10 protein-coding genes are annotated in these 14349 nt (G+C 58.6%); 5 read left to right on the top strand and 5 right to left on the bottom strand.

Annotated elements, in window-relative coordinates; genetic code table 11:
• Positions 1–3 precede the first annotated feature (3 nt).
• Positions 4–1107 carry a DUF4192 domain-containing protein gene (locus tag MHY24_RS03080; RefSeq protein ID WP_239194032.1) on the bottom strand — a complete coding sequence of 368 codons (1104 nt, stop codon included), beginning with the start codon at positions 1105–1107 and terminating at the stop codon, positions 4–6.
• Positions 1108–1332: 225 nt separating this feature from the next.
• Between MHY24_RS03080 and MHY24_RS03085 the strand changes: the two genes are divergently transcribed.
• Together MHY24_RS03085 and MHY24_RS03090 are read left to right on the top strand one after the other, a co-directional pair.
• Positions 1333–2397: a PAC2 family protein gene (locus tag MHY24_RS03085; RefSeq protein ID WP_239228315.1), complete on the top strand. Its 1065-nt coding sequence runs from the start codon at positions 1333–1335 to the stop codon at positions 2395–2397.
• A gap of 34 nt (positions 2398–2431) precedes the next feature.
• Positions 2432–4975: a DUF3516 domain-containing protein gene (locus tag MHY24_RS03090; RefSeq protein ID WP_239194034.1), complete on the top strand. Its 2544-nt coding sequence runs from the start codon at positions 2432–2434 to the stop codon at positions 4973–4975.
• Between the two features lie 87 nt (positions 4976–5062).
• On the opposite strand, the gene MHY24_RS03095 is transcribed toward MHY24_RS03090, so the two are convergent.
• Positions 5063–5587: a carboxymuconolactone decarboxylase family protein gene (locus MHY24_RS03095; RefSeq protein ID WP_239228316.1), complete on the bottom strand. Its 525-nt coding sequence runs from the start codon at positions 5585–5587 to the stop codon at positions 5063–5065.
• 97 nt (positions 5588–5684) lie between these two features.
• Positions 5685–6278: a peroxiredoxin gene (locus MHY24_RS03100; RefSeq protein ID WP_239228317.1), complete on the bottom strand. Its 594-nt coding sequence runs from the start codon at positions 6276–6278 to the stop codon at positions 5685–5687.
• A gap of 160 nt (positions 6279–6438) precedes the next feature.
• Here MHY24_RS03100 and MHY24_RS03105 point away from each other — a divergent pair, with 160 nt between their 5' ends.
• Positions 6439–7383: a hydrogen peroxide-inducible genes activator gene (locus tag MHY24_RS03105; protein WP_239194040.1), complete on the top strand. Its 945-nt coding sequence runs from the start codon at positions 6439–6441 to the stop codon at positions 7381–7383.
• A gap of 104 nt (positions 7384–7487) precedes the next feature.
• Here MHY24_RS03105 and MHY24_RS03110 read toward each other — a convergent pair whose 3' ends face one another.
• Positions 7488–8408, bottom strand: a complete 921-nt coding sequence (locus MHY24_RS03110) for a hypothetical protein (protein WP_239228318.1) — start codon at positions 8406–8408, stop codon at positions 7488–7490.
• A 106-nt stretch (positions 8409–8514) separates the two neighbouring features.
• Here MHY24_RS03110 and hrpA point away from each other — a divergent pair, with 106 nt between their 5' ends.
• The gene (hrpA, locus tag MHY24_RS03115) at positions 8515–12402 is read left to right on the top strand and encodes an ATP-dependent RNA helicase HrpA (RefSeq protein WP_239228319.1); all 3888 of its coding nucleotides are present in this window, start codon (positions 8515–8517) and stop codon (positions 12400–12402) included.
• On the opposite strand, the gene nrdR is transcribed toward hrpA, so the two are convergent.
• On the bottom strand, positions 12399–12857 hold the full coding sequence (gene nrdR, locus MHY24_RS03120; protein ID WP_005328590.1) for a transcriptional regulator NrdR: 459 nt from the start codon (positions 12855–12857) through the stop codon (positions 12399–12401). The two genes, hrpA and nrdR, sit on opposite strands and share 4 nt — an antisense overlap.
• A gap of 726 nt (positions 12858–13583) precedes the next feature.
• On the opposite strand from nrdR, the gene lexA reads away from it, so the two are divergent.
• Positions 13584–14288, top strand: a complete 705-nt coding sequence (gene lexA, locus MHY24_RS03125) for a transcriptional repressor LexA (RefSeq protein WP_239228320.1) — start codon at positions 13584–13586, stop codon at positions 14286–14288.
• The last annotated feature ends 61 nt before the right edge of the window (positions 14289–14349 follow it).

The raw sequence follows: 14349 nt of genomic DNA on the forward strand, positions 1-14349 counted from the left end.
GTGTTAGGCGGGGCTGTCAACGCGGAGCCCCGCCGCTTCGCGGGCTAGCTCGCAACCATGGCATAGGCTGGAGACCAACCGCTTTCCCATACCGCTGCGATACCCCTGCGCTATGAGGCGCCCCAAATTGTGATGGGGCGCCTCTTCTACTACTACTGCCAGCGCCGGACCGGCATAAATTCCGAATTCGTGAGACACCTGGCTAGCAGCATACAAAGCTAGGGCGTTGTAGCGAATAGACCCCTGGAATGTACGGGCTACCGCCAATAACAGGTCACCTGCTTCCTGCGGCGCGGAGACAAGCTCCGTAATGACTAGGTCGCGGGTCCAGGTGGTAGACATCCACATGGCTGCCACACACAACAATTCTTCATTTTCTAGGGTTTCCTCCAGCGATTCGACCTCGCTGAGCACATAGAGCACATCGGCAATGAGGTGCTTGACCACCTGCACTGGATCTGTAGTGCCGTATCCGTGCCCGGCGCGCAGTTGGCGGGCAATCTCTTCGGCGCATCGCTCCATGGCCCTAATCTCTTCTTCCCCAAAGTATGGGTTCGGGTCCTTGAAACGCTGGACCAAGTCATGACGGCTAAGTTCCGGAAGCATCCCGTTATTCACGCAGGCGCGCATCGTGTGGCTCGTCGAGATGGCGGGTATGGTTCCTTCCATCCAATTCTGCAGCGGGCCCTCGCCGCTTTCTGTGGCGTGGCCAAAGATGAGGTCATAGGCGGTATCGGTGGATAGTTCTTCGGACAGCCAGCAGGCATCGATGCCCATACCTGTCCGGTCTTGGAAATGGTAAAGAGACTGCAGAATGTCCCAGAGCTCTCCTTCCTCGCGCTGGGAGAGCACGAAGCAAAAAATGATTTCGGGGTTTCCGCAGTGAAACGCATCCATCACCTCGTGCAGGGCACCAGGCACATCGTGCAAATCGAGGCGGGCTACTGGTCCGATGCTGTATCCGCGTTGGCTGGGTTGGATGGAGATGAGGATGACTGATTCGGTGGGAAAGAATCCGAGGATTCCTGGGATATTGGCGAGGATATCGCCGGGCGTACGGATGGGCTGAGTTGGTGTTGTGATGTCCATGGCCCCAGCCTCAACCATGAGCGCAACTATGCATAGGCCGCTAAGGATTAGGTGGTGGGGATCTGTGGATAGGTGGGGTGAAGGGGGGCGTCGGCTAGCGGCTTTCCACAACCCGCCCGGGATTGCGCTGGCAATGCGCAGCGGTTTGGGGCACAATTGTTTATTTAACCTCGCAGTGCGCGCGGGAATAGTAGGCACGCGCGCGGCGTTGGGGTAGGTAAGAATGCAAGGAGGTAACACAACATGCACGAAGAAGATCGCCGCATGTATGAGCTGGAATATCCGGCTCCGGTGATTAGGGATGATTCCGGTGACGGACAAGGCCCCACCATGATTGTTGCCATGCACGGCTATGCTGACGCTGGCCAGGCCATTGAGGCAAGTGCTGACCACCTGAAGGCCGCTTTGGAAGGCCGTCAGCTGGCGTCGTTTAACTCTGATGAGCTGATTGATTACCGCTCGCGCCGCCCAGCCATCACGATTGATAAGGATCGGGCGCTGGAAATCGAGTCCATGGATCTTGGTATTAAGGTCCTGCGCGATAATTCCGGAAAGACCTTCCTACTGCTGTCTGGCCCTGAACCAGACATGCGCTGGGAGGCGTTTACTACCGCCGTGGTGAAGTTGGTGGAAAAGTTCAACATCGAAGACACCATTATGCTCTATGCCGCGCCGATGCCGGTGCCGCATACCCGCCCCACGGTGGTTACGGCCCATGGCACCTCCTCCCGCTTGACTGAGCACATGCTCTCGATGGATTCCACCATGATGGTGCCAGGCTCCGCCGCGCTGTATCTGGAAAAGGCTCTGGCGGATAAGCACCGCACGGTGGCTGGATATACCGTCCACGTGCCGCATTATCTGGCAGCTTCGCCCTATCCGCAGGCCACGTTCCAGTTGCTGGATTCGGTGGCTCGGGCGGCGCGCCTCAATATTCCTTTGGGCAGCATTGAGGCCGATATTTCTCGCGTGGAAAACCAACTGGAGGAACAAGTTGGTGGCTCGGATGAGATCGAAGGCGTAGTCCAACAACTCGAGCAGCAGTATGACGCTTATATGGAGCGCTACCGCAAGGAGCATCCGCAGGCAATCATGCCCGGCGAGGAGCCCATGCCTACCGGTGAGGAAATCAGCGAGGAGTTCCAGGCATTTTTGGCTTCCTTGGATGAAGAAGAAAGCCAGCAGATCATCAATACCGAGATCGATGACCGCGAAGATTCCGCCGAAGAGGAAGGCCCGCAGTCCGATGATGGCAAGGATGGCACTGATTCTGCTTCGGGCGAGGGCGACTTAGGTGACGATATCTAACTAACCCGCCCCCATCGCCGCTAAGGTGGTGGGGGTGAACTTATCTCAGCTGCTGCCAGATTTAACGGAAGTACCCGAGTCCCTCGTAGACGAGGCAATTTGGGATACCTTTACCTCGTGGACCACCGGCCGGGGTATCAATTTGTACCCAGCGCAAGAAGAAGCCTCGCTCGGTATTTTGGCCGGCGATAATGTTATCCTCGCTACCCCTACAGGCTCGGGAAAGTCCATGGTGGCTAATGCTGCACACTTCATCGCCCTAGCTCGTGGCCAGCGCAGCTTCTATACTGCGCCGATTAAGGCCCTTGTGAGCGAGAAGTTCTTTGCCCTGTGCGATATCTTCGGCGCCGAAAATGTGGGCATGATGACTGGCGACGCCACCGTTAATGGCAATGCCCCCATCATCGCCGCCACCGCCGAGATTGTGGCCAATATTGCGCTGCGCGATGGCGCCGAGGCCAATATCGACCAAGTAGTGATGGACGAGTTCCACTACTACTCCGAGCCGGATCGCGGTTGGGCCTGGCAGGTGCCGCTGCTGGAGTTGTCCAAGGCGCAGTTCCTGCTCATGTCCGCCACTTTGGGCGATACTCAGTGGCTAGAAGATGATCTCACCCGCCGCACTGGCCGCGCCACCAACCTCGTCGCCGGCACCACGCGGCCTGTCCCGCTGGATTTCTCCTATGTCTTTAGCGCGGTGCACGAGACCATCGAGGAGCTCTTGGCCGATAAGAAGGCACCCATCTACGTGGTGCACTTCTCGCAGCGTGAAGCGGCCGAGCGCGCCCAGGCGCTCACCTCACTTTCGGGGATCATTACCAAGGAAGAAAAGGAAGCGATTGCTCAAGAAATAGGTGGGTTCCGCTTCACCACTGCCTTTGGCAAAGATCTGTCCAAGCTCTTGCGCAAGGGCATCGGCATCCACCACGCGGGCATGCTGCCCAAATACCGCCGCCTAGTGGAGCGCCTGGCACAAAAGGGCCTGCTTAAGGTCATTTGCGGCACCGATACCTTAGGAGTGGGTATTAACGTGCCCATCCGCACCGTGCTGATGACTGGGCTTGCCAAGTTCGATGGCCAGCGCCAACGCATCCTCAAATCGCGCGAATTCCACCAGATTGCCGGCCGCGCCGGCCGCGCCGGCTATGACACCGAGGGCACTGTGGTGGTCGAGGCCCCCGAGCACGAGATCGAAAATGCCAAGGAACGCCGCCGCATCGGCGACGACCCCAAACGCTTGAAGAAGCTTAAGAAAAAGTCCGCCCGAGAAGGCGAGGTGTCCTGGTCCGAGAAGACTTTCGCGCGCCTTACTGAGGCTGAGCCGGAACAGCTTACCTCTCAGTTCCGCGTTTCTAATTCCATGCTGCTCAACGTCTTGGCGCGCCATGGCAATGGCTACGAGCACATACGCCACCTACTGCGAGACAATCACGATAATCGCAGCAAACAGAATAAGGACATTCTCACCGCCATCGATCTCTTCCGCGGACTAGTAGATTCCGGCGTGGTACAAAAATCCACCAAGGGTTTGGATATTTACGGCCGTCCCTACCATTTGGTGCGAGAGTTGCCGCGTGACTTTGCGCTCAACCAGCCACTGGGTCCATTCGCCCTAGCCGCGCTCTCGCTGCTGGATCCGGAAGCGGAGACCTATAACCTGGACGTCATTTCCGTATTCGAGGCCATCCTGGATGACCCGCGCCAGGTGCTCATCGCTCAGCAGAAGCAGCGCCGCGGCGAAGAGATTGCCGCGCTGAAGGCGGACGGTGTGGACTACACCGACCGCATGAATATGGTGGAGGATATAACTTGGCCGAAGCCGCTCGAGGAGCTGTTGGAGCAGGCCTACGATACTTTCGCTGAGACCAATGCGTGGGTCAAGGAATTCGAGCTGCGCCCCAAGTCCGTGGTGCGCGACATGCTCGAGAATGCGATGACCTTTTCGGATCTGGTCGCAACCTATGGCCTGGCCCGCTCCGAGGGCGTGATTTTGCGCTACCTGACCGACGCCTGGCGCACCCTTAAGCAATCCATTCCGGACGAGTACAACACTCCGGAGCTCGAGGACATCGTTGTCTGGCTAGGTGAGCTTATCCGCCAAGTGGACTCCTCGCTTGTCGACGAATGGGCGCAGATGGCCGGCGAAGACTCCCCCATCGACCAAGACACGGTGGACCGCGAGCTGGCCTTTGGTGTGGAGGACCCCACCGCGCTCACGGCCAATCGCCGCGCCTTTACCATCATGGTGCGCAATTACATGTTCCGCTTGGTGCAGCTCTTTGCATTGGAAAAGGAAGATCGTTTGGCGGACCTGCTCGATTACTTGGACGAGGTGCCGGACTTCGGCGCTATCCTGGATGACTATTTCGATGAGTATGATGACATCGATTCCGGCCCCGAGGCCCGCGGCCCGGAGTTTTTCCGCCTAGGCGATACTGACTCGCGTGCGTGGTCCGTGCGCCAGATCATCAAGGACCCAGACGGCGACCACGCCTACCAGTTCGTCGCTACGGTAGATCTCGATGCCTCCGATGAGGCCGGCGAAGTCCGGCTGTCGGACCTGCGCGTGGAGTACTAGCCAGCGAAAACGACAAAGCCGCCCTGGCTGCCACGCCCCGAGTGAGGGGGCGTCGGCAAGCGCGAGCGCGGCTAAAGGCCGGCTATTTTAGCGTGCGGCCTCAATCTGGATGGCCTGTGCCACAGCCTGGACAACGGCCGCAACCTTGACGGCCTCCCAGACCTGCTCCTTGCTCAGGCCAGCTTCATTGAGCTCGTGAGCGTGAGCACCCAGGCAGTGCTCGCAGCCATTGATGGCGGAGACTGCGGTATTCCACAGCTCGAAGTTGGCCTTGTCCACGCCTGGCTTGGAGATGATGTTCATGCGCAGGCCGAACTTAACCTGTGCGTAGTCATCGCCCAACCAGCCCTTGGCGCGGTAGGCAACATTGTTCATAGCCATAACGGTGGCTGCGCCGTAGGATGCCTCGATAGCTTCCTCAGACAGGTGCTCCTTTGCTTCCTCCGCGATTTCAGACAGCACGGTGTCATTGCGGGTTGCGGCAGCCGATGCCAGCAGGCAGCCCCAGAGCTGCTCCTCATCGAGGTCCTTCGAGCGGGTTAGGGCTCCCAAGTTGAGCTTCTGGTCCTTGGCGTACTCCGGCAGGGAGGACTTCAGATTATCAATAGACATAGCTTTTCTCCTTTGAGGTTTTGATAGGATTTCTCTGCACTGGATCTAAAAGGAAACCCCGCCACGAAAGCGGGGTGAACCTGCATCTCAGTGAGATTTAGAGTGCGGACTGAACGACGTCCATCTTGTTGATGTTCTTGGTTGGGTCGTTCTTCTCCCAGTTGCAAGCGCAGACCTCTTCGGACTGCAGGGCGTCGAGCACGCGCAGAACCTCGTCTACGTTACGGCCAACGGCATCCGGGGTAACGGAGACGAACTGGATAACGCCATCCGGGTCGATGATGAAGGTGGCGCGGTCAGCAACGCCATCAGCGTTTTCTACCCCCAGTGCACGGATGAGGTCGTGGCGCACGTCAGAGAACATCGGGAAAGGAACTTCCTTCAGCTCTGGGTGGGTAGCGCGCCAGTTGAAGTGAGCGAACTCGTTATCGGTGGAGCCGCCGAGGATCTGGGTATCGCGGTCCTGGAACTCCTCGTCCAACTTGCCAAAGGCAGCGATCTCGGTCGGGCAGACGAAGGTGAAGTCCTTCGGGTAGAAGAAGACGACCTTCCACTTGCCTTCGTACTTGTCCAGGGATACCTGCTCGAAGTAGTCCTCCGGCTGGTTAGCGTTGACGTTGTGCAGGTCGCCACCTGTCAGGGCGGTGAGATTGAACTCTGGGAACTTCTCGCCGACGGTCAAAATAGGCATAGTCTTCAACTCCTTTATCAAAGGCTTTTCCTCTAAGTGTCCTGCTGCTTGACATACAAGCAGCGGGGCCGGACCGCATCCGGCCCAACACGATCAGTTATACCATCTTTTTCGCTCGCGTCAATAGCAAATCCTATAGGTAAGTGTTAGAGTAATAGGCATGCATAATAAAGAGTACCGCCCTACACTTGCTCAGCTGCGTACCTTCGTCACCGTTGCGGAAAACAAGCACTTTGGTACCGCGGCCGCCAAACTCGAGATTTCCCAACCCTCCCTCTCCCAGGGCCTCGTTGCCCTCGAACAGGGATTGGGCTTGCAGCTTATCGAGCGCTCGACCCGCAAAGTCATCGTCACCTCGGCCGGTGAGACCCTCCTCCCCTACGCCAAGGCAACGCTTGAAGCAGCCGATACCTTCCTCGCTCACGCTCGCGGCGCCAACGGCACCCTTGCCGGCCCGCTGACTATCGGCGTTATCCCCACCATCGCCCCCTACATCCTCCCCGATCTGCTCTCCATGCTTGCGCAGGCTTACCCGGAGCTCGAGCCGCGCTTCGTCGAGGAGCAAACCCAGCACCTCATTACCCGCCTGCGCAACGGCAACTTGGACCTTGCCATCATGGCCCTTCCATCCGAGGCCACCGGCATGGTCGATAGCCCGCTTTACACGGAGAAATTCTCCATTGTCTGCCCGCCCGATCACCCCATCGCCGGCCGCGAGGATGTCGAGCTTGCGGAGCTCAAGGACTTGGATTTGCTGCTGCTTGACGACGGCCACTGCTTGCGCGATCAGGTCGTCGATCTCTGCCGCCACGCCAGTATCAACCCCGCCGAGGCCACCAATTCCGTCACCCGTGCTTCCTCCCTGACCACCATCATGCAGCTGGTCATGGGCGGGCTGGGCTGCACCCTCGTCCCCGAATCCGCCCTCGCGACCGAATGCCATGGCAAGGATGTAGCCGTAGCCCACTTCGCCCCCGACGTCACAGCCGAGCGCGAGGTCGGCCTCGTCTTCCGCTCCTCTGCAGCCCGCAGCGAAGAATTCCGCGAATTCGGCACGCTCATCACCGCCGCCTACAACAAGGCGATAGAGCGCTCCCAGCAGTAGCCACAATCGGCAGTGGACACTGCCTCTAGTTGCCCCTGGGCGTCGCCAAGCACGCCAAAGGCCACCGTCCCAAGCGGGAAACGGTGGCCTTTACCTATCTGGTGCTATACCTGCGGGAGGGTGTTGCGACCCGCGCACTGGCGGAACATGTGCGCTTGCGCCAATAGTGTGACCGGATAAGCCACGATGAGGCCGATGCCCAAAAGCAAGAAACCGGCCACAATGATGAAAAAGTTCAAAATTGCCAGTAGCAACATTTGACCGTAGTTATTCTTACCTGCCTGAAAGCCCTTCTTCACGGCGTCATCAACGCTATCGCCGTCAGCCGCGAACCACTGCATCAGGGAGAACAGCGGCTGCACAAAGAAGCTAATCAGCGAAATCACAGCCATGACGCCGAGCATGCCCATGACGGCGGTGAACGCTTCTTCATCGGAAAGCTGCTCGGCACCGCCAGCCAGCTTCGCCGCCGAACCACGCAGAGCCAGGAACGAGATAAGACCCGCTACAACACCGATGACAATACCGATGACAATCATAATGACTAGTGGCTGCCACCAGCGCACATTCTTAAACAGGTAGCCCCACCCGGTGCGAGAATCATCAATCTGAAAAAGCGCCAGGCGCATAACCACCAGAGTTAGAACGATGCCAATCACCCACGAAATGGGCTGCGTGATCGTGTAACTGGCAGAGAGATCACCCTCGGCACTCACCGTCGCAGCACCCATTCCGCCAGAAATGGCGAAAAAGACTACGCAGAGAATGCCAGCAAGCAACGTTCCTAGAATCCACAGCTTCCAATTCCCAAAGACAGTCCTAAAAGCCCAAGAAACCGCATCTATTGCGGAGACCTTTCCGGTAAACGGCCGCTGGCCTGCTTGGTAGCCCACATAGCCTTGGGCGTTTTCTTCATGGCTGCCATCATAAGACGGAAGCTGTCCGTAGTTTGGTCGGTCCTCGGGGTGATCGGTCGGTTCGTAGCGCGGAAAATCACCATTTCCACCCGAATACGGGTTCGGCATAACCGGGGTTCCTCCTTAAGGAATGCGAATCAGTGTATGGATAAGTATTTTCACTTTAACAACTTTTTCCTCATTTATGGCGGGCAGGTAAACTCTGTGCCTAGTCATGACTATGAATGAAACCCCTTCCCGCGATGAACTTTTCGCTGCACTCGACAATGTCACCCTCTCTGAAGCCCGGTCCTTCCGCCGCCGCCTGAAAAAGGCCCGGGCTCCAAAGGCGCTGCAGGAGATAGGCGCTGAGATCCACGCTGCGGCCGAGCTCGTCGCACTTACCGACGCCGCCGTTCCCGCCATCACCTACCCCGACGCCCTCCCCGTCACGGACCGCAAGGACGATATCGCCGCGGCCATTAGAGATAACCAGGTCGTCATCATCGCCGGTGAGACCGGTTCTGGTAAGACCACTCAGATCCCAAAAATCTGTCTGGATTTGGGCCGCGGACGCCGCGGATTCATCGGGCACACCCAGCCACGCCGCATTGCTGCCCGCACCGTGGCCGAACGCATCGCCTCGGAACTGGACCAGAAAATCGGAGAGTCCGTCGGCTACGCCATTCGTTTCGATGACCGCGTCTCTGAGACCACCGCCGTCAAGCTTATGACAGACGGCATTCTGCTCGCCGAGATGCAACGGGACCGCTTCCTCAATAAGTACGACACCATCATCATCGATGAGGCCCACGAACGCTCGCTCAATATCGACTTCCTATTGGGCTACTTGAAGCGCCTATTGCCCAAGCGTCCCGACCTCAAGGTGATCATCACCTCCGCAACCATCGACCCAGAAAGCTTCGCCGCCCACTTTGCCGACGCCGACGGCAACCCCGCCCCCATTATCGAGGTCTCCGGACGCACCTACCCCGTAGAAATCCGCTACCGGCCACTCGAATTCGAGGCCGGCGGAAAAGTCGTGGACCAAGATCCCCTCGACGGTTTGATCGAGGCCATCGAAGAGCTCATGCGCGAAGGCGACGGCGATATCCTGTGCTTCTTCCCCGGCGAACGAGATATTCGCGATGCCATGGAGGCCATCGAAGGCAATAAGTGGAGAAACGTCGAGGTCACTCCTCTCTTCGGCCGTCTATCTAACCAAGAGCAGCACCGCGTGTTTAGCGAGCACCGCGGCCGCCGCATCGTCTTGGCCACCAATATCGCCGAAACCTCGCTTACCGTGCCCGGCATCCGCTATGTCGTCGATACCGGCACCGCCCGCATCTCACGGTATTCCACGCGCACCAAGGTCCAGCGGTTGCCCATCGAGCCCATCTCGCAGGCCTCCGCCAACCAGCGCTCCGGCCGTTGCGGCCGCGTTGCCGACGGCATCGCCATCCGCCTCTACAGCGAACAAGATTTTGAAAGCCGTCCCGAGTTCACCGACCCGGAAATCCTGCGCACCAACCTCGCGAGTGTCATCCTCCAAATGGTTTCGCTCAAGCTCGGTGATATCGAACAATTCCCCTTCATCCAACCTCCCGAGCACAAGGCCATCCGCGATGGTCTCACGCTCCTCCACGAGCTCGGCGCCCTCCACGACAAGCAGGACAAGCCCTCGCTCACCACCATCGGCCGCGATGTCGCCCGCATCCCCCTGGACCCGCGCATGGCACGCATGCTTATTGAGGCCAATACCAACGGGTGCCTCGATGATGTCATGGTCATCGTTGCCGCCATGACCATCCAGGATGTGCGGGAACGCCCCCTAGACTTCCAAGCCCAGGCCGACCAAGCCCACGCCCGCTTCAAGGACAAGACCTCGGATTTCTTGTCCATGCTCAAGCTATGGGATTACATCAAGCAAACCCGCAACGAGCAATCCGGCAATAAATTCCGCAAGCGCATGAAACAGGAGTTCCTCCACTACATGCGCATCCGGGAGTGGTTTGACTTGGTGCACCAGCTCAAGGACGTCGCCAAGCAGCTGGGCTGGACCTACCAGGAAGGCACTGAGCGCCGCTCCGATGACATCCACATGTCCCTCCTTTCGGGCCTGCTATCCAATATCGGCGCCCGCGATGGCAATTCCAAGGAGTTCCAGGGTGCGCGCAACACCCGCTTCCTGGTATTCCCCGGCTCCGCCCTAGCTAAAAAGCCTCCCGAGTTCCTCATGGCTGCCGAGCTGGTGGAAACTTCCCGCCTTTGGGCGCGCGATGTCGCGGCCATCGATCCCGCCTGGGTGGAAAAGCTCGGTGGGGACCTGCTCAAGCACAACTACTCCGAGCCCACCTGGTCTCGCAAGCGCGCCGCCGCCATCGCGCACCAAAAATCCACGCTCTACGGCGTGCCCATCGTGGCCGACCGCACCGTGCCCTACCACCGCGTTGATCCCACCGCTGCCCGCGATATGTTCATCCGCAATGCCCTTATCGCCGGCGACTGGAACACCCACCACGCCTTCTTCAAGGCAAACGCCCAAGCGCTTGACGACGCCGCTGAATACGAAGAAAAGGCCCGCCGCCGCGGCCTTATCGTGGACGAAGACACGCTCTTCGATTTCTATGACCAGCGCATTCCGGCAAAGGTAACCACCGGCCGCCACTTTGACTCGTGGTGGAAAAAGGAGCGCCGCCGCACCCCGGATCTGCTGGATTTCGATCCCGCTAAGCTCATCGATGACTCCCACGAGGTCACCGAGGAATCCTTCCCCGACCACTGGCGTAAGGGCTCTATCGATTACGAACTGACCTACAAGTTCGAGCCCGGCGATCCTCTCGACGGCGTCACCGTAATGGTTCCCATTCCTATGCTCGCCGGCTTGGATACCGAAGGCTTCGATTGGCTCGTTCCGGGTCTACGCCTCGAGCTCGTCACCGAGCTCATCCGCAGCCTGCCTAAGGCCCTGCGCCGCACCGTCGTGCCCGCGCCCGAATTTGCCGAGCGCGCCATCGACCGCCTCATCCCTTATGAAGGCATCATCACCCAGCAGCTTGCCGACGTCCTCCGCGAACTCGGCGGCCAAGGCATCAACGCCACCGACTTCCAGGCCAGCAAGCTACCCGCCCACCTGCGGATGAACTACGGGGCCATCGATAAGCGCGGCAAAGTCGTCGACTCTGACCGCGACCTCGCGGCGCTCGTGCGGCGTCAGGCCGGACACATCAAGTCCTCCGTATCTCGCGTCTCGCGCACTTCAGAATCCACCGCCGTCAGCGAGTGGACCGACGATACCCTTGGCAAGATCGATGACACGGTCAAGACCACCGTCGACGGCCACGAAGTCACCGCCTACCCCGCCCTAGTCGCCACAAAGGACGGCGTTGAGCTCAAGGTGCATCCCACCAAGGCTGCCGCAGATGCCGCCATGGTCACGACCACACTTACGCTCCTCATGCGTGAGATATCCGTCAATGCTCCACAAATGGTCAAGGGCCTGCCGCTGCAACAACGCGTCGCCGTCGATTCCTATCCGCACGGCGGCGCCGACGGCCTTGTCAATGACGCCCGCGTCGCCGCGATCCGCGACCTGATGCTCGAAGCCGGCGGGCCCGTCCGCACCCCTGCGGCGTTCCAGAAGCTTAAAGACACCGTCAAACCTCAGGTCCCAGGACGCGTACGCCAGGCAGTGGTAGCTATTGCCCCAGGACTCGCCGAGTACTCCAACTTGCGAGCGGAACTCGCTCATTGGGACGGTCCAGCAATCGATGACATGCGCGCACAACTGGATTTCCTCCTTCCCCGAAACGCCATCACTGTCCAAGGAATGTCCCATCTGCGTCATCTACCGCGATATATCCAAGCCATGCGCATTCGTCTAGAGGACATGAACCTTGACCCGGACCGCGATGCAGACCGCCAAGCCGAGGTAGATAACGCCAAGGCCTACCTATCCAATCGCCTGCGCAGCCTCCCAGCCGGCCGCGAAAAGACCCGCGAGGTCAAGGACGTACGCTGGATGATAGAGGAACTTCGAGTTTCCCTTTTTGCTCAGCGCCTTGGCACAGCCCATGCCGTTTCACTCCGCCGTATCCAAAAGGCGGTGGACAAACTGCGCTAAAAGTCCTCGCGATCGCGCCTTCGCATCAGCCGAATCTCGGATTCAAAGTCATCTGCGCTTTCAAAGGATTTATACACGGAGGCGAAGCGCAGATAAGCCACTTCATCAAGGTCACGCAGTGGCTCTAGGATGGCCAAACCAATCTCGTTCGCGTTGACCTGCGAGGAGCCATGACTGCGCACCGTCTCCTCAACTTCTTGCGCCAGCTTCTTCAGGGCATCGTCGCTTACGTCTCGCCCCTGGCAGGCACGCCGGACACCTCGGATCAATTTATCTCTACTGAAGGGCTCGGCCAGACCGTTTCTCTTCACGACAAGCAGCACGGCCTTTTCAACCGTGGTAAAGCGCCCCTTGCACGAAGCGCACTCGCGCCGGCGACGAATCGACGCTCCAGCATCGACCACACGCGAGTCAATGACGCGGGATTGCTCATTATGACAAAAGGGGCAATACACAGTGGTCCTTTCACTGACGTTGGTACGCCAGTAGTTTACTCATCTTCAATTCCGTGCGGCCACCGGGCTTCACCCCGCTGTATCCCCTAGTGCGCTACTGCAGCCTCAACTTGCTGCACGCCAGAAGCCGGGGGTTGAGGGGCACTATCTCCTTCAGCACCCGCTAGTCCCCCTAGCAATGTGCCCACAAAGACCGCGACACCAAACACTGCGCCCAATGCGTAGTTACCTGTGTTCGACTCACCCACACTGTGTCGGACCCTATTCGATCTGTTCCCAGAGCCTCCGACCGACGCACGGTTCGAACGATAGGTCGTGCGATCTTCCACACGTAGAGTTCGAACATACCGAGAGTTTGTAGTACCGCGGGCCGCAGAACCGTAGCCACGCTCCACATCCCACACGGACGCAGAAGGCACCACTACAGGTTCGGCAGCGTTGCGAGTTACCAGGTTATTGCGAGAATTGATCAGCAGAGACATGAATTTCCTTTCGACGACTGAACACACCGTAGGCGCCCCGAACGACACGCACTGGCAACCAGTCGCCACAATGTTCGATTTAGTTGGTACGTTCGATTTATAGCATCGCTTCGAATGCTTGTCCACCCCGACGTCCAAATCTCGAACATCTGTACTTTTCGTGCTACAAATAACGTGAGGCCTTTTTCAACGCCGCCAGCTAATAGACCACCGATAGATCCACCCAATCCCCTAGGAGCCAGCAATGGGCCGCAAGCCAAAGAAGACCGCCGAGAAGACCGACTACGCTTCCCTGTCTGATCGCCAGAGACGAATTCTCAACGTCATTAGTGACGCCGTCATGCTGCGTGGTTACCCACCAAGCATCCGCGAAATTGGTGACGCAGCAGGCCTGCAGTCCACCTCCTCTGTTGCCTACCAGCTAAAGCAATTGGAAGAAAAGGGCTTCTTGCGTCGTGACCCAAATAAGCCACGAGCCGTAGATGTTCGACACCTAAATACCGACGATGGCGCCAAGAAGCCGGGCCGCAAACCGGCTAAGCCCGAACAGCAGGTTCCCGCAGAGGCAGGTGCGGTTTCCTACATTCCTGTGGTTGGCCGAATCGCAGCGGGTGCGCCCATTACCGCGGAAGAAAACGTAGACACTTACTTTCCGATGCCCGATGAGGTAGTCGGTGGCGGCGACCTTTATATGCTGCAAGTGGTCGGCGACTCGATGCAGGATGCCGGCATTCTTGATGGCGACTGGGTAATCATTCGCTCCCAGTCAGTTGCAGAAGAAGGCGAGTTCGTTGCAGCGCTGCTCGATGGTGCTGAAGCTACCGTTAAGGAATTCCACCGCGATTCCTCTGGCGTATGGCTGCTCCCCCACAATGATGCCTACGCTCCCATCAACGGCGATGATGCGGAGATCATGGGCAAGGTTGTATCGGTATTCCGTAAGCTTTAGTCACCTGCCTAACACTGATTCTATAGCCCCGCGAGGTCCTCGATTGGCCCTTGCGGGGTCT

The organism is Corynebacterium sp. ACRPQ, from assembly GCF_022347225.1.
GTDB classification, from domain to species: Bacteria; Actinomycetota; Actinomycetes; order Mycobacteriales; family Mycobacteriaceae; genus Corynebacterium; species Corynebacterium tuberculostearicum_D.

Bases quoted from the DNA above. Each gene is read 5' to 3' on its own strand.
- hrpA (WP_239228319.1), top strand. From the start codon at position 8,515: ATGACTATGAATGAAACCCCTTCCCGCGATGAACTTTTCGCTGCACTC.
- MHY24_RS03110 (WP_239228318.1), bottom strand. From the start codon at position 8,408: ATGCCGAACCCGTATTCGGGTGGAAATGGTGATTTTCCGCGCTACGAA.
- MHY24_RS03095 (WP_239228316.1), bottom strand. From the start codon at position 5,587: ATGTCTATTGATAATCTGAAGTCCTCCCTGCCGGAGTACGCCAAGGAC.
- MHY24_RS03105 (WP_239194040.1), top strand. From the start codon at position 6,439: ATGCATAATAAAGAGTACCGCCCTACACTTGCTCAGCTGCGTACCTTC.
- MHY24_RS03100 (WP_239228317.1), bottom strand. From the start codon at position 6,278: ATGCCTATTTTGACCGTCGGCGAGAAGTTCCCAGAGTTCAATCTCACC.
- MHY24_RS03085 (WP_239228315.1), top strand. From the start codon at position 1,333: ATGCACGAAGAAGATCGCCGCATGTATGAGCTGGAATATCCGGCTCCG.
- MHY24_RS03080 (WP_239194032.1), bottom strand. From the start codon at position 1,107: ATGGTTGAGGCTGGGGCCATGGACATCACAACACCAACTCAGCCCATC.
- lexA (WP_239228320.1), top strand. From the start codon at position 13,584: ATGGGCCGCAAGCCAAAGAAGACCGCCGAGAAGACCGACTACGCTTCC.